The sequence below is a fragment of the Streptomyces sp. NPDC047043 genome (genome assembly GCF_040644055.1).
Classification (GTDB): Bacteria; Actinomycetota; Actinomycetes; order Streptomycetales; family Streptomycetaceae; genus Streptomyces.
In genome coordinates, this window is sequence record NZ_JBEYVO010000022.1 from 82,442 (window position 1) to 97,065 (window position 14,624).

Annotated in this window: 12 protein-coding genes; 5 read left to right on the forward strand and 7 right to left on the reverse strand. The window is 69.5% G+C overall.

What is annotated here, in order from left to right; genetic code table 11:
* Nucleotides 1-3 precede the first annotated feature (3 nt).
* Nucleotides 4-651 (reverse strand): CoA transferase subunit B, encoded by a 648-nt coding sequence (locus tag ABZ880_RS31630; protein WP_361269686.1) that lies wholly within the window; start codon nt 649-651, stop codon nt 4-6.
* A complete protein-coding gene (locus ABZ880_RS31635) occupies nt 651-1,406 on the reverse strand; it encodes a CoA transferase subunit A (protein ID WP_361269689.1) in 756 nt (251 codons plus the stop codon). The genes ABZ880_RS31630 and ABZ880_RS31635 overlap by 1 nt, the downstream gene beginning before the upstream one ends.
* A gap of 213 nt (nt 1,407-1,619) precedes the next feature.
* On the opposite strand from ABZ880_RS31635, the gene ABZ880_RS31640 reads away from it, so the two are divergent.
* Entirely contained in the window at nt 1,620-2,084 is a 465-nt protein-coding gene (locus ABZ880_RS31640; RefSeq protein ID WP_361269691.1) for a MarR family transcriptional regulator, read from the forward strand.
* Nucleotides 2,085-2,112: 28 nt separating this feature from the next.
* Here ABZ880_RS31640 and ABZ880_RS31645 read toward each other — a convergent pair whose 3' ends face one another.
* Entirely contained in the window at nt 2,113-3,030 is a 918-nt protein-coding gene (locus ABZ880_RS31645) for a DUF3048 domain-containing protein (RefSeq protein ID WP_361270015.1), read from the reverse strand.
* A 255-nt stretch (nt 3,031-3,285) separates the two neighbouring features.
* Between ABZ880_RS31645 and ABZ880_RS31650 the strand changes: the two genes are divergently transcribed.
* A complete protein-coding gene (locus ABZ880_RS31650) occupies nt 3,286-4,476 on the forward strand; it encodes a zinc-dependent alcohol dehydrogenase (protein WP_361269694.1) in 1,191 nt (396 codons plus the stop codon).
* 23 nt (nt 4,477-4,499) lie between these two features.
* Here ABZ880_RS31650 and ABZ880_RS31655 read toward each other — a convergent pair whose 3' ends face one another.
* Nucleotides 4,500-5,567, reverse strand: coding sequence for an ATP-dependent DNA ligase (locus ABZ880_RS31655; RefSeq protein ID WP_361269697.1), 1,068 nt, complete (start codon nt 5,565-5,567; stop codon nt 4,500-4,502).
* Nucleotides 5,568-5,641: 74 nt separating this feature from the next.
* Between ABZ880_RS31655 and ligD the strand changes: the two genes are divergently transcribed.
* Complete coding sequence (gene ligD, locus ABZ880_RS31660) at nt 5,642-6,700, forward strand: non-homologous end-joining DNA ligase (RefSeq protein ID WP_361269700.1); 1,059 nt, start codon at nt 5,642-5,644, stop codon at nt 6,698-6,700.
* On the opposite strand, the gene ABZ880_RS31665 is transcribed toward ligD, so the two are convergent.
* Both ABZ880_RS31665 and ABZ880_RS31670 read right to left on the reverse strand, forming a co-directional pair.
* Nucleotides 6,687-8,879 (reverse strand): family 16 glycoside hydrolase, encoded by a 2,193-nt coding sequence (locus ABZ880_RS31665; RefSeq protein WP_361269703.1) that lies wholly within the window; start codon nt 8,877-8,879, stop codon nt 6,687-6,689. The genes ligD and ABZ880_RS31665 overlap by 14 nt on opposite strands.
* Entirely contained in the window at nt 8,879-11,365 is a 2,487-nt protein-coding gene (locus ABZ880_RS31670) for a ThuA domain-containing protein (RefSeq protein WP_361269706.1), read from the reverse strand. Before ABZ880_RS31670 ends, ABZ880_RS31665 begins: the two co-directional genes overlap by 1 nt.
* 189 nt (nt 11,366-11,554) lie before the next feature.
* Between ABZ880_RS31670 and ABZ880_RS31675 the strand changes: the two genes are divergently transcribed.
* Entirely contained in the window at nt 11,555-12,502 is a 948-nt protein-coding gene (locus ABZ880_RS31675; RefSeq protein WP_361269708.1) for a multicopper oxidase domain-containing protein, read from the forward strand.
* Between the two features lie 67 nt (nt 12,503-12,569).
* Nucleotides 12,570-13,607 carry a LacI family DNA-binding transcriptional regulator gene (locus tag ABZ880_RS31680; RefSeq protein WP_361269710.1) on the forward strand — a complete coding sequence of 346 codons (1,038 nt, stop codon included), beginning with the start codon at nt 12,570-12,572 and terminating at the stop codon, nt 13,605-13,607.
* An 88-nt stretch (nt 13,608-13,695) separates the two neighbouring features.
* Here the strand turns inward: ABZ880_RS31680 and ABZ880_RS31685 are convergent, their stop codons facing one another.
* On the reverse strand, nt 13,696-14,481 hold the full coding sequence (locus tag ABZ880_RS31685; protein ID WP_361269712.1) for a VOC family protein: 786 nt from the start codon (nt 14,479-14,481) through the stop codon (nt 13,696-13,698).
* Nucleotides 14,482-14,624: the final 143 nt, after the last annotated feature.

The following is a 14,624-nucleotide window of genomic DNA, read 5'->3' on the forward strand; positions in this document are numbered from 1 at the left end:
TGGTCATGACTGGATCTCCTCCGCGATACGCACCTTGGCGGCGGTCTTGGCCACGATCTCCTCGACGCTCACGCCCGGCGCGGTCTCGACGAGGAGCAGACCCTCGTCGGTGATGTCCAGGACACCGAGGTCGGTGATGACCCGGTTCACACACGCCTTGCCGGTGAGCGGCAGCGCGCACTCCTCCAGGATCTTCGGCGAGCCGTCCTTCGCGGTGTGCGTCATCACCACGATCACCGTGCGCGCCCCGTGCACCAGGTCCATCGCCCCGCCGATCCCGGTGATCAGCTTGCCCGGGATGGCCCAGTTGGCCAGGTCCCCGCCCGCGGACACCTGCATCGCGCCGAGCACCGCGACGTCGATGTGCCCGCCCCGGATCATCGAGAACGACAGCGCCGAGTCGAAGAAGGACGCCCCCGGCAGCACGGTCACGGTCTCCTTCCCGGCATTGATCAGATCCGGGTCGACCGCCTCCTCGCTCGGGTAGGGGCCGGTGCCCAGGATGCCGTTCTCCGACTCCAGGACCACCTCCACGCCCTCGGGGAGATAGTTCGGGATCAGGGTGGGCAGCCCGATGCCCAGGTTGACGTACTGCCCGTCTTCGAGCTCGCGCGCGGCCCGCGCGGCCATCTGCTCACGACTCCAGGCCATCAGCTGCTCACCGTCCGCTGCTCGATCTTCTTGTCCGCCGCCTGCTCCGCGCTCAACGCCACCACACGCTGCACGAAGATGCCCGGCAGGTGCACCGCATCCGGATCGATCTCGCCGGGCTCCACCAGTTCCTCCACCTCGGCGATGGTGATCCGGCCTGCCATCGCGGCCAGCGGGTTGAAGTTGCGGGTGGACTTGTTGAACACCAGATTCCCGTGCCGGTCGCCCTTGGCGGCCCGCACCAGCGCGAAGTCGGTCCGGATACCCCGCTCCAGCACGTACTCGGTGCCGTCGAACTCCCGCACCTCCTTCGGCGGGGAGGCCAGCGCCACCCCACCGGAGCCGTCGTAACGCCACGGCAGCCCGCCCTCGGCCACCTGCGTACCCACCCCCGCCGGGGTGAAGAAGGCCGGGATCCCGGCCCCGCCGGCCCGCAGCCGCTCCGCCAGCGTGCCCTGCGGGATCAGCTCCACCTCCAGCTCCCCGGCCAGATACTGCCGCGCGAACTCCTTGTTCGCGCCGATGTAGGAACCGGTCACCCGGGCGATCCGCCCCGCCGCCAGCAGCACCGCAAGACCGGTCTCCATCGCCCCGCAGTTGTTGGAGACCACGCCGAGGCCGGTCACCTCGCGCTCGTACAGCGCCTGGATCAGCACGTTGGGCACACCGCTCAGCCCGAATCCGCCGACGGCGAGCGTCGCGCCGTCCGGCACATCGGCCACCGCCTCCGCGGCTGTGGCGACCACCTTGTCCATCCGTGAAGCTCCATCCCGTCCGAGCGCCAGGCCTCAATGAATTAATCAGGGCACTGAGTATTTCGGTGAAGTTTCCTTCACGCTGCCACTGGAAGGGTGCGGCGTCAAGACCCTGGAGAAGTGCAAGGTCAGCGAAGCGTGCAGGTCTACAGACAGTCCATCGGCCGGCAGGTATCGTTCAGTGCACCAACCAATTTGACGCGGGGAGCGCACATGGCAGCGGTGGACCTCACCACCCACCCCGGGCATCTGGCCCGGCGGCTGCAGCAGGCCCACTACCTGCTGTGGAACACCATGGTCTCGGAGGAGATCACCTCGCCCCAGTTCGCGGTCCTCAACGCGCTCGTCGCCGAGCCGGGCCTGGACCAGCGCACGGTGGGGGAGCGGGTGGGGCTCGACCGGTCCACGATCGCCGAGGTGATCAGCCGGCTGGGCAGGCGCGGACTGCTGGACAAGGTGCGCGACCCGCAGGACGGCCGCCGTTTCCTGCTCCGTCCGACCGACGAGGGCATACGCACCCACCGCAAGCTGACCGTGCGCACGGCCCGGATGAACCAGGTCTTCCTGGCGCCGCTGTCCGCCGACGAGCAGGCGGTGTTCTTCGACCTCATCCGGCGGGTTGCGGACGCGGCCGAAGGGCTCCGCAACCCGGCGGAACCCCTCGTGGCGCAGGGGTGAGCGCGCAGGCGTGAGCCCGCCGGGGTGATCAGCCGGACTTCACCAGCACCACCCACACCTGCCCCTTCGCGAAGTTCACCGGCTTGCCGTCCGGCGTTGTGAAGTCCGTCCCGTCCGTCGCCTGCTCCCGCTTCCAGTCGACGTCGTAGACCCGCCCGTCGCGCAGCACCTCCGCCTTCCCGGAGCCGACCGTCTCGGTGTACGGCGTGTTGTTGCCCAGGAAGTCGTGGAAGTCGGACTCGCGCACCTTCACGTGCTGCACGACGACGGTCGCCGGCGCGACCGCCTTTCCGCCGGGCGACACCGTGGGCGTCCCGTCCATCGCGACCGAATAGCTGTGTTTGCCGGGGGACCAGGTGAAGGTGAAGCGGGCGGCCGGGAAGCGGACCGTGCGGGTGGTCTCGGCCTTGCCGCCGGCGGGTGCGGCGCCGTAGCGGAAGCCGTTGGTCAGGGCGGCCGTGCCCGGGGGCGACGGCACCAGCCGGGCGGGGCGCAGGTAGAGGTTGTGGGGTGCGGCCTTGTCGGTCCCGCGGAAGTAGGCGCCGGACACCTTGCCGGGCGGCTCCGCCTGCAGCGGGGCGCTGTCGATGAGCGGCAGCAGTTTGCGCTGGGCCCCGGAGAAGGCGAGCGTCGGGTCGAAGTACTGGCGCAGCAGCTCCAGATCCGACTCACGGGCGCTGCGTACCGGCCCGACGACCTGGGGCAGCATGGTCGCGTACACCGCCATCAGACGGCTGAGCCCGCCCTCGACCTGCTCGGCGTAGACGACGTCCGCCGCGTCCAGTCCCGTCTGGGGGCGGGCCGCGGGCGCGTTGTCGATCTTCACGGCGAGTGGGGAGGCGCCGGTGGTGGGGCTCTGGTCCGGGACGGGCGTCTGCGGCCGGCCGCGTCCGTCCTCCGCCGGGCCGGTCCCTGCCGTGCAGCCCGCGGCCAGGGCGGCCGTCATCGTGGCGGCGAGCAGCGCCACCGTCGTCGCTGCCCGTCGCGGGCGCGCCTTCCGTCCCTTGCTCACCGTGGCCACCACATCCCGTGTCAATGATTGTGCGCTTATCCGTTCATTGATGGCCATACCCGCTCGGTTCTGATTGTGTGCGTTGAATACGCAGATCAGTTCCCGTCCCCGCTTCGGCTCGGGGCGCCCGGGTACCCGGGCGGCACCGCAGGACCGGACGCACCGGTGCGACGGAGGGAGCGTCACGCGATGAAGGCTGTGACCTGGCAGGGCAAGCGGGACGTACGGGTCGAGGACGTCCCCGATCCGAAGATCGAGGAACCGACCGACGCGATCATCCGGATCACGTCGACGGGGCTGTGCGGTTCCGATCTGCATCTGTACGAGGTGCTCACCGCGTTCATGACGCCGGGGGACATCCTCGGACACGAACCGATGGGCATCGTGGAGGAGGTCGGTGCCGGGGTGCCGGACCTCGCGGCGGGCGACCGGGTCGTCGTGCCGTTCCAGATCGCCTGCGGCGACTGCTGGATGTGCCTGACCGGGCTGCCCACGCAGTGCGAGACCACGCAGGTGACCAGCGAGGGCATGGGCGCCGCCCTGTTCGGCTACACCCGTCTGTACGGCGCCGTCCCGGGCGCCCAGGCCGAGTATCTGCGGGTGCCGCAGGCCCAGTTCGGCCCGATCAAGATCCCGGAGGGGCCGCCGGACGACCGCTTCGTCTACCTCTCCGACGTGCTGCCCACCGCCTGGCAGGCCGTCTCCTACGCCGGCATCCCCCAGGGCGGCAGCGTCGCCGTGCTCGGCCTCGGACCGATCGGCGACATGGCCTGCCGTGTCGCCCAAGTCCGGGGAGCCGGGCGGGTGTTCGGCGTGGACCTGGTGAACGCGCGGCTGCGCAGGGCGAAGTCGCGGGGTGTGGAGGTGTACAACCTCAGGCACTTCGACAACGAGAAGGAGCTGATCGAGGCGATCCGCGACGAGACCGACGGCCGCGGCCCCGACGCCGTGATCGACGCGGTCGGCACGGAGGCCCACGGCAGCGCGGCCGCCCGGCTGGCCCAGCAGGCCTCGGCCCTGCTGCCCAGGAAGATCAGCGGACCGTTCGCGGAACGCTTCAGCGTCGACCGGCTCGCCGCTCTCCACACCGCGATCGAGCTGGTGCGCCGCGGCGGCACGCTCTCCCTCACCGGTGTCTACGGAGGCATGGCCGACCCGCTGCCGATGCTGACGATGTTCGACAAGCAGATCCAGATCCGGATGGGTCAGGCCAATGTCCGCCGCTGGAGCGACGACATCCTGCCCTACCTGACCGACGAGGACCCGCTCGGCGTCGACGACTTCGCCACCCACCGGCTGCCGCTGACGGACGCCCCGCACGCGTACGAGATGTTCCAGAAGAAGCAGGACGGCGCGGTCAAGGTGTTGATGCATCCCTGAGTCACCCCTGGGTCACCCCTGAGTCAGGGACCCCCGAGGATCTCGTCCAGGTCGTAGCGCACCGGCTCCTCCAGCTGGGCGTAGGTGCAGCTCTGCGGGGTCCGGTCCGGGCGCCAGCGGCGGAAGCGGGCCGTGTGCCGGAACCGGGCCCCGTTCTCCATGTGGTCGTACGCCACCTCGGCCACCCGCTCCGGCCTGAGCGGCACCCAGGACAGGTCCTTCTTGCCGGACCAGCGGCTGGGCGCGCCCGGCAGCCGGGCCGTCTCGTGCGCGGCCTCGTCGGACCAGGCCGCCCAGGGGTGCCCCTCGGCGTCCTCCATCCGCAGGGGCTCCAGCTCCTCGACCAGCTCCGCGCGCCGCTTCATCGGGAACGCCGCCGACACGCCCACATGCTGCAGGGCGCCCCGGTCGTCGTAGAGCCCGAGCAGCAGTGAGCCCACGATCGGGCCGCTCTTGTGGAAGCGGTAGCCCGCGACGACGACGTCCGCAGTCCGCTCGTGCTTGATCTTGAACATGGCGCGCTCGTCCTGGAGGTAGCGCCCGGTGAGCGGCTTGGCGATGACGCCGTCCAGGCCCGCCCCCTCGTACTGCTCGAACCAGCTCTGTGCCACGTCGACGTCGGTCGTCGCCGGCGCGAGGTGGACCGGCGCGGTGACATCGGCCAGCGCCCGCTCCAGCAGCGCCCGCCGGTCGGTCAGCTCCACGTCCAGCAGCGACTCGTCCGCCAGCGCCAGCAGGTCGAAGGCCACGAAGGACGCCGGGGTCTTCTCGGCGAGCATCCGCACCCGGGAGTCCGCCGGATGGATGCGCTCCGTGAGCGCGTCGAAGTCGAGGTGCCCCTCCCGGGCGATCACGATCTCCCCGTCCAGGACGCAGCGCTCGGGCACCCGCTCCTTCAGGGCTACGACGACCTCGGGAAAGTACCTGGTCAGCGGCTTGCCCGTACGACTGCCGAGCTCGACCTCGGCCCCGTCGCGGAACACGATCGCCCGGAACCCGTCCCACTTCGCCTCGTACTGCATGCCCGGCGGGATCTTCGCCACCGACTTGGCGAGCATCGGCTTCACGGGCGGCATCACCGGCAGATCCATGGATCCGATTCTGCTCGCATACGCCGCTTGTCGCCCGGTATGCGAGGTTTACCAGGTGTGCCTACCGTTGCCGTATGGGTGAAGCGGTGGAACTGGAGGCGGGCGGCCGCACCGTCCGGCTGTCCAGCCCGGACAAGATCTTCTTCCCCGAGCGCGGTTTCACCAAGCTGGACCTCGCCCGGTACTACATCGCCGTGGGCCCCGGCATCCTGCGCGCCCTGCGCAACCGGCCCACCACCCTGGAGCGCTACCCGGACGGGGTGAACGGCGAGAACTTCTTCCAGAAGCGGGCGCCCAAGAACATGCCCGACTGGATCCCCACCGCCCACATCACCTTCCCCAGTGGCCGCAGCGCCGACGAGATGTGCCCCACCGAAGAGGCCGCCGTCGTGTGGGCCGCCCAGTACGGCACGCTCACCTTCCACCCCTGGCCGGTGCGCCGTGACGACGTCGACCGGCCCGACGAACTCCGCATCGACCTCGACCCGCAGCCCGGCACCGACTTCGACGACGCGGTGCGTGCGGCTTTTGAACTCCGCGACGTACTGGAGGAGTTCGGCGGACTGCGCGGCTTCCCCAAGACCTCCGGCGGCCGCGGCCTGCATGTCTTCGTGCCGATCGAGCCGCGCTGGACCTTCACCCAGGTCAGGCGGGCCGCCATCGCGGTCGGCCGGGAGCTGGAGCGGCGCATGCCGGACCATGTGACCATCAAGTGGTGGAAGGAGGAGCGCGGCGAGCGCATCTTCGTCGACTACAACCAGACGGCCAGGGACCGCACGATCGCCTCCGCCTATTCCGTACGACCCCGCCCGCACGCCCCCGTCTCGGCTCCCCTGAGCTGGGACGAGGTCGGCACCGCGCACCCGCAGGACTTCGACATCGCGACCATGCCCGCGCGCTTCGCCCAACTGGGCGATGTGCACGCGGACATGGACGACCACCGCTATTCGCTGGAGGCCCTGCTCGAACTCGCCCGCCGGGACGAGCACGACCACGGCCTGGGCGATCTGCCGTATCCGCCGGAGTACCCGAAGATGCCGGGCGAGCCGAAGCGGGTGCAGCCGAGCCGGGCGAAGAAGGAGGCGCCCCCGGCGAAGACCGAGGCGCCCCCTCCGGACGCTACAACTCCTTGATCCGGATGTCCCGGTAGGAGACCACGTCCGTCGTGCTGTGCACCTGCAGCCCGATGTAGCCGGAGGCGAACCGCCGCCCGTCCGTGCCCGGGTCGTCCGAGCGCGGCGGGTAGAAGACCTGGCCGCCGATGTTGTCGAACTCGTTGATCAGCACGCCGTTGCGGTAGACCGAGTAGTGCTGGTCGACCACCCGGATCTCGTAGTCGTTCCAGGTGCCCTTCTGGGTGACGCCGGCACCGGCGAGCCCGACACGGTCGAAGCCGTAGATCGAGCCCGTCTTGTACATGTCGCCGTCGGGCCGGTCGAGCACCTGCACCTCGTGCCCGTACTTGATGGCGACCCACTCCGGGCGAGACTCCTCCGGGTGGTCGTGGACCCACGGGAAGCGCACGAACACACCGGAGTTGGCGTTCCCGGTGCCCGGAGCGTCGTCCCGCCACTGGAGCTTCAGCGAGAAGTTGCCGTACTTGCGCTGCGGGAACCACAGCATGCCCAGGCCGTCCTTGGTGGTGCCGCTGGTGATCGACCCGTCGGCGCCCAGACCGAACGAACCGCCGCCCACCTGCTCCCACCTGGCGAGGGAACCGGCCGTCCCGTCGAAGATCTTCCGGTAGCCCTCGGTCTGACCGGGCTTGCCGATCCCGGACTGCCGGGCGGCCTTCTGGATGGCGTCGTACTCGCGCTGGTCGACGACGCCTTCCTTCAACAGCCGGTCGAGGACCGTCTTCACGTGCTTGAGGAACAGCGCGTGGGACGTCCACTCCTTCTCGTCCTCGATCAACTCGTTGATACGGCAACGGTTGTTGGTGATCCGGTTCGGCACACCCGAGTCGACCGTGCCGACGATGACCGTCAACCGCTCGTCGTACTCGGGGCAGTTGGGCGGCGGCACCGGGCTCGACACCAGGGTGAGACTCACGGTGCGGGCGGAGGCGGTGTTGCCCGCCTTGTCGGTCGCCCGGTACGCCACCGTGTGCGCGCCCGCGCGGTCGACGATCACGGGGGCGGTGTAGGCGAGGTACGGTCCGCCGTCGAGCGAGTACTCGATCCGGTCCACACCCGACCCGCCCTCGTCGGTGGCCGTCACGGTCACCTTGGCGCTGCCCACATAGGCCCCGTCGGAGTTCTTCGTGCCCTCGACGGACACACCCGTCACCGGCGGAGTGGTGTCCTGCGCGGGCGCCGACACGACCGTGAACCCGACGCTCTTCTCCGCGGACACGTTGCCCGCCTTGTCGGTGGCCCGGTACTTCACGGTGTGCGTGCCGAGCTGATGCACCATCACGGGGGCGGTGTACGGGGTCCAGGCCCCGGAGTCGACCGCGTACTCGATCGTGTTGACCCCGGACCCGGTGTCGGAGGCGGAGACGGTGACCGTCGCCATGTCGAGGTAGGCCCCGTCGGCGTTCCGCTCACCGCCGACCGTCGCCGAGGTGTCCGGCGCGGTCGTGTCGTCCGACGGCGGTGCCACGACCGTGAACTCGACGCTCTTCTCGGCCGATACGTTGCCCGCCTTGTCGACGGCCCGGTATCGCACCTTGTGACCGCCGACCTGATCGACCACGATCGGGGCGGTGTACGGCTGCCAGGCGCCGTCGTCCCCCATCGCGTACTCGACGCGGTCCACGCCGGAGCCGCCCGCGTCGCTCGCGCTGATCGCCACGCTCGCCGAACCGACGTACTGGCCCTGCGAGTTCTGCGTGCCGCTCACGGCGGCCGACGTCTCGGGCGCCGTCGTGTCCTCGCCGCCGCCCTCGGCCACGACCAGGGTGCCCTGCATGTGCCCGTGGCCGGGGATCGTGCAGTGGTAGAAGTACCGGCCGGGCGTCAGGGTGACCTCGGCGGTGTGGCGGCCTCCCATGTCGTCGTTCGGGCTGGCGAGGATGTTGAGCTGGACGTCGTTGTTGTACTCGGGGTCGGACGTCACGAACGTCAACGTGTGCGGCATCCCGGTGGTGTTGCCGGTGGCCGTGCTGTTCTCGAAGACGATCGTGGCCGTGCCCGCGACCGCTGTCGTGGGCGCCGAGAGGTACTTGGTGATGTCGTCACCCGCCGTCCAGGTGAGTACCTGGGCGGCTGCCTGCGTGGGCTGTTCCGGCTGCGCGCCGGCCGTCGTCTGCAGCCCCAGCATCATCAGTACGGCGGCCAACAGGGCCGTCAGGACTCTTCGTTGCCGCATCACTGCCCTCCCCTCGCCAGCTGACCGGCGGCCGGTGTGGGCCCGCCGCCGGTGTAAGTGACCCGCCACAGTGCCGACTTGGCGTCCGAGGTGAAGAAGCCGCGCCCGTAGTCGAGGACGTACAGCGCGCCGTCCGGACCGAACTTCCAGTCCATGAGGTTCTTGATGCCGTCGTTGCCGATCGGCACGATCTTCTTCAATGTCTCGGAGTGGACCGGCAGTCCGCCGTCTCCTTGCGTCCTCGGGTCGGTGATGACCGCGTTGCGCGGCTGGTCGGCGTCGTAGAAGTCCCCGACGAACCACTTGCCGTCCCAGTACGAGGGCCACTTGGTCCCACTCGTGCTCGCCGCGTCGTAGCGGTAGACCGGCCCGTTCATCGCCGCCTGGCCGCCGCCCTTGAGCCACGGCAGCAGATAGGTGGCTTCCGACTGCTTGTACGAGGGGATGCCGCCCGCGTCGCGCGGGTAGTCCGGGGCGCCGCCCTGGGGCGAGTACCAGATGTTGTTGCCGGTGACCCGCGGGAGGTTGACGAGGCCGTCGTTGTTCGGCGACTCGTTCTTCGGGTGATCGCAGTCGTACCAGCCCAGCGGCTTCGACGGATCCGGCAGATTGCGGTCCCGGTAGGGCTGCTTGTTGCCCATGCAGTACGGCCAACCCCGGTTGCTCGCCTTGGTGATGGAGGCGAAGGTGTCGTACTTCGCGGGACCCCATGTCGTGGAGGGCGCCGAAGCGTCGGGGCCGACCCAGCCCGCGTACAGGACGTCGGTCTTCTTGTCGACGAAGATCCGGGCGGGGTTCCTGACGCCCATCACATAGATCTCACCGCGCGTCTTGCCGCCGCCCTCGTCGGTCTCCCTGCCGGTGAAGAGGTTGCCCTCCGGGAGGGTGTACGTCCCGTCGGCTTCCGGGTGGATGCGCAGGATCTTGCCGTTGAGGTTGTTGGTGTTGCCGGCGGTGCGGCGCGCGTCGGCGAAGGAGACGCCCTTGTAGCTGGGCTGCGGGTTGTTGCCGGAGTAGCCGTCGCTGAAGCCGCTGGAGTTGTTGTCGCCCGTCGCGATGTACAGGTTGCCCTTGGAGTCCCAGGTCATCCCGCCGCCCGCGTGACAGCAACTGTGCACCTGCACCGGCCACTTGAGGAGGACCTTCTCGCTGCTCAGGTCCAGCCTGTTCGTGGCGAGGTCGAGCGTGAAGCGGGAGACGCGCCGCTCGGCCATCTGCGTGTCGCGGTTGAGCTGGGAGTGCGGCGTGTAGTGGAGGTACACCCAGCCGTTCTGCTCGAACCTCGGGTCGATCTCGATGCCGAGCAGCCCCTCCTCGACCTTGGTGAGCTCGTCACCGCCGCCCTTGTTGCCGAAGACCGACAACTCGCCCGCGAGCGTGACCTTCTTGGTCTTCGGGTCGTAGACGTGGATCTGGCCCTTGCCCTTGCCGATGTCCGGGCTGTTCCAGTCGGTGATCACCGGCTGGGAGGAGTCCGCGCCACCACGGCCGATGTAGAGCACCCGTCCGTCGGGCGCCGTCACCAGGCCGTGCGGCTCGCCGATCTGGTCGTTCTGGCCCGGCTGGTTGGGCTGAGTCAGCCGCTCCGCCTTGTAGTTGGCGTTGATCGTGGCCTTGCAGTCTGCCTGCACCAGCCGGGTCGTCCACAGCAGGGCACCGCGCAGATGGTCGCGGAAGTCCGTCTCGTCGTACGACGACACCGTGCCGCCCATACCGGTGTAGAAGGACCGCCCGCCGTCGTAGTCACGGCACCAACTGACCGGATGATCCCAGCCGTTGGCGCTCGCCCCCGGCTTGTACGTCGACTCGCGCACCCGCGCGACGGTGTGCACGTCGCCGGAGGGGTTCTTCACCCAGTTGAACCTCTGGTCGGGTCGCTTCCACTGCAACGGCAGGCTCCTGGTCGCCGGATGCTGCCGGTCGCCCACCTCAACCACCGCACGCTGTACGTCGGTTGGACTGGAGGCCGCGGGCCGGGCGCCGACCAGACCGGTGAACCAGTCGGAGTACGGCTCGGCCCGCGCCGCGTCATGGATGCCGACGAACCCGCCGCCCGCCTCCATGTAGGCCTCGAGTCCCGCCTCCTGCTCCGGATCGAGGACGTCCCCGCCGCCGGTCGGGAACACGATCGCGTTGTAACGGCCCAGGCGGGTCTCGTTGGTGAAGACCGAGGCGTCGTCCGTCGCCTCGACCTTGAACCGCTGGTTCTCGGGCCCCGTCAGACCGATCTTCTCGATCGCCTCGATACCGGCGTTCACGACCGGTGACTCGTCCCCGGCCGCCGCGGAACCGTAGAAGATCAGCACCCGTACATTCGCGCCGCCCGGCGGCGACTTGACGGACATCGTTGTCAGGGATGGCTCCGGAGCCGGGCGCGCATGGGCGACGGGACCCGAGAGCAGTCCCGCCCCGAGGACCCCCGCCGTGACGGTGGCCGCCCAGGCCCGTCTTCTCGCTTTTCCTGTGCTCAACCCTCGTAAGTGCATGGGCACCTCCTTGGTCACAGCAACAACGCCAAGGAAGCTAGACCCCTTTGCATGACTCGCCAATACCTATGACCGCAATGGCACGAACTTTGTCCTGCGTGTGGATAAACAGCCTCGGGGCCGGTACCGTCTCACAGGTTCATCACAGGTACGTCTCCGCAAATCCCGTATCGACGTGGGGAGTTCTGCATGGACAGACGCCGATTCGACCGTCGGCACGTGCTGTTGGGCGGTGCGGCCGTTGCGACATCGTTGTCCCTGGTGCCGGAGACCGCGACCGCCGCCGGTCCGGCGAAGACCGCGCCGGCCGGGGGAGAGGTCAAGCGCATCAAGCTGTACGCCGAGAAGCTGGCCGACGGGCAGATGGGCTACGGCCTGGAGAAGGGCAAGGCCTCGATCCCCGGGCCGCTCATCGAGCTGAACGAGGGCGACACGCTGCACATCGAGTTCGAGAACACGACGGACGTGGCGGCCAGCCTGCACGTCCACGGGCTGGACTACGAAATCTCCAGTGACGGAACGAAGTTGAACAAGAGCGACGTCGAGCCCGGCGGCACCCGCACCTACACCTGGCGCACCCATGTGCCGGGCCGGCGCTCCGACGGCACCTGGCGGGCGGGCAGCGCCGGCTACTGGCACTACCACGACCACGTCGTCGGCACGGAACACGGGACCGGCGGCATCAGGAAGGGCCTGTACGGTCCGGTGATCGTGCGCCGCAAGGGAGACGTGCTGCCGGACCGGACGTACACGATCGTCTTCAACGACATGTCGATCAACAACAGGCCGGCGCACTCCGGGCCGAACTTCGAGGCCACGGTGGGCGATCGGGTCGAGTTCGTGATGATCACGCACGGCGAGTACTACCACACCTTCCATATGCACGGTCACCGCTGGGCGGACAACCGCACGGGCATGCTGACCGGCCCCGACGACCCGAGCCAGGTGATCGACAACAAGATCGTGGGCCCGGCGGACTCCTTCGGTTTCCAGGTGCTCGCGGGGGAGGGCGTCGGAGCGGGCGCGTGGATGTACCACTGCCACGTCCAGAGCCACTCCGACATGGGGATGGTCGGGCTCTTCCTGGTGAAGAAGACGGACGGCACGATTCCGGGATACGAGCCGCACGAACACTGAGAGCGCTCTCTCCACCCTCACCCACCCGGAGCTATCCTGATCGGCACCCGCCGACTAGGAGCTCGAAGTGACCGACACCGCACCGCGCCCCACACTGGAGGCCGTGGCTGCCCGGGCGGGAGTGTCCCGGGCCACCGTCTCCCGGGTGGTGAACGGCGGCGACGGGGTGCGCGAACCGCTCGTCGCACGGGTGCGGCGCGCGGTGGAGGAGCTCGGATACGTGCCGAACCAGGCGGCACGCAGCCTGGTGACCAGGCGGCACGACGCCGTCGCCGTGGTCATCGCCGAACCGGAGACCCGGGTCTTCGCCGACCCCTTCTTCGCGCTGCAACTGCGGGGCATCAGCAAGGAGTTGACCGCCCACGACAACCAGCTGGTGCTGCTGCTCACCGAGGGCCGCGACGACCACGCCCGGGTCGGCCGCTATCTCGCCGGCGGCCATGTCGACGGCGCGCTCGTCTTCTCGCTGCACCTCGACGACCCGCTGCCCGGACTCATCCAGCACGCCGGTGTGCCGACCGTGTTCGGCGGCCGGCCCGGCTGGAGCGACGGCCGTAGCGGAGTGGTGTACGTCGACAGCGACAACCGCGGCGGTGCCCGCGAGGCCGTGCGCCATCTCGTCGGGCTCGGCCGCACCCGGATCGCGCACATCACCGGCCCCCTCGACCAGACATCCGCGGCGGACCGGCTCGACGGCTTCCGGGACGTCATGGTCGACGCCGACCCGCGGCTGATCGCCGAGAGCGACTTCACGCCCGCCGGCGGAGAGCGGGCGATGCGGGAACTCCTCGACCGCCGACCCGATCTGGACGCGGTGTTCGCCGCCAACGACCTCACCGCCGCGGGCGCCCTGCGGGTGCTGCGCGAGCAGGGGCGGCGGGTGCCCGAGGACGTCGCGGTGATCGGCTTCGACGACATGCTGCCCGTCGCCGAACAGGCCGACCCGCCGCTCACGACGGTCCGTCAGGACATCGAGGAGATGGGCCGGCTGATGGCCCGCCTGCTGCTGCGCCGCCTCGACCGCCGCAACACCGGCCCGGACGCCGCAGACGCACCGTCCGGCGTGGTCCTGCCCACCACGCTGGTACGGCGCGCCTCGGCGTGAGCGCTCCGTCGGCGAAGCGGTCTGAAAGCTGCGGGTCGGTGGGGGCTCGTCGCGCAGTTCCCCGCGCCCCTTGCGGAGCGCGTGTCCCTTACGTCTGCGGCGGCGCGCTCTTGATCACCGCGAAGCGGGCGCCGTACGGGTCGGCCAGTTTCGCAAAGCGGCCGACTCCCTCGATGTCGGTGGCGGGGACGCGGACCGTGCCGCCCAGTTCCCGTGCCTTGGCGACCGTGGCATCCGCGTCGGTGACCTCGAAGTACGGCAGCCAGTACGCGCTGTCCTCCGACGGGTCGTCGACCAGCGGGACGACGCCGCCGAACATCGAGTTCTCGTCGCCCCCGGCGGGGTTGAGGGTGGTGTACGTGCCACCCGGGAAGGGCACTGCCGCAGTCTCCAGGCCGAGCGTCTCGTGATAGAACCAGGCGGCCGCGGCGATGTCCGGTGTGTAGAGCTCCACCCAGGACAGGGAATTGGGTTCGTTCGCCACGTCGACGCCCTTGGTCCGCCCCGGCTGCCAGATGCCGAACGGCACGCTCGCCTTGTCGGCGAGGATCGCCATGTGTCCCTCGCCCATCACGTCCATGGGCTGCATGAGCACGCTGCCGTGCGCCTGCTCGGCCGCCTTGGCGGTGGCTTCGGCGTCCGCGCTCTGGAAGTACACGGTCCAGGACGGCGGGCCCTGCTCCGGCGTGGTCTGCATGCCGCCGGCCACGGTCTTCCCGTCCAGCTGGAAGAAGCCGTAGCCGCCGGCATCCGGCCCCGCCGACTGGAACCGCCAGCCGAAGAGACCGCCGTAGAAGGAGATGGCGCCGTCGATGTCGGATGTGCCGACGTCGATCCAGTTCGGCGCGCCGTTGACGAAACGGGTGGTGAGCATTGTTGCCCTCCTCGGAAGGGTCCCGTTCTCTGCACTGCCGAGTCTTGCACCGCCCACTGACAATCGCTGCCGGAGTGTCATGGGGGACTGGGGGGACCTTCTTCCGCGCGCCGCCGTGCGCTACCGCGCGCGTGCACGTCACC

Bases quoted from the DNA above. Each gene is read 5' to 3' on its own strand.
- ABZ880_RS31670 (WP_361269706.1), bottom strand. From the start codon at position 11,365: ATGCACTTACGAGGGTTGAGCACAGGAAAAGCGAGAAGACGGGCCTGG.
- ABZ880_RS31635 (WP_361269689.1), bottom strand. From the start codon at position 1,406: ATGGACAAGGTGGTCGCCACAGCCGCGGAGGCGGTGGCCGATGTGCCG.
- ABZ880_RS31655 (WP_361269697.1), bottom strand. From the start codon at position 5,567: ATGGATCTGCCGGTGATGCCGCCCGTGAAGCCGATGCTCGCCAAGTCG.
- ABZ880_RS31675 (WP_361269708.1), top strand. From the start codon at position 11,555: ATGGACAGACGCCGATTCGACCGTCGGCACGTGCTGTTGGGCGGTGCG.
- ABZ880_RS31685 (WP_361269712.1), bottom strand. From the start codon at position 14,481: ATGCTCACCACCCGTTTCGTCAACGGCGCGCCGAACTGGATCGACGTC.
- ABZ880_RS31630 (WP_361269686.1), bottom strand. From the start codon at position 651: ATGGCCTGGAGTCGTGAGCAGATGGCCGCGCGGGCCGCGCGCGAGCTC.
- ligD (WP_361269700.1), top strand. From the start codon at position 5,642: ATGGGTGAAGCGGTGGAACTGGAGGCGGGCGGCCGCACCGTCCGGCTG.
- ABZ880_RS31650 (WP_361269694.1), top strand. From the start codon at position 3,286: ATGAAGGCTGTGACCTGGCAGGGCAAGCGGGACGTACGGGTCGAGGAC.
- ABZ880_RS31640 (WP_361269691.1), top strand. From the start codon at position 1,620: ATGGCAGCGGTGGACCTCACCACCCACCCCGGGCATCTGGCCCGGCGG.
- ABZ880_RS31645 (WP_361270015.1), bottom strand. From the start codon at position 3,030: ATGACGGCCGCCCTGGCCGCGGGCTGCACGGCAGGGACCGGCCCGGCG.
- ABZ880_RS31665 (WP_361269703.1), bottom strand. From the start codon at position 8,879: ATGCGGCAACGAAGAGTCCTGACGGCCCTGTTGGCCGCCGTACTGATG.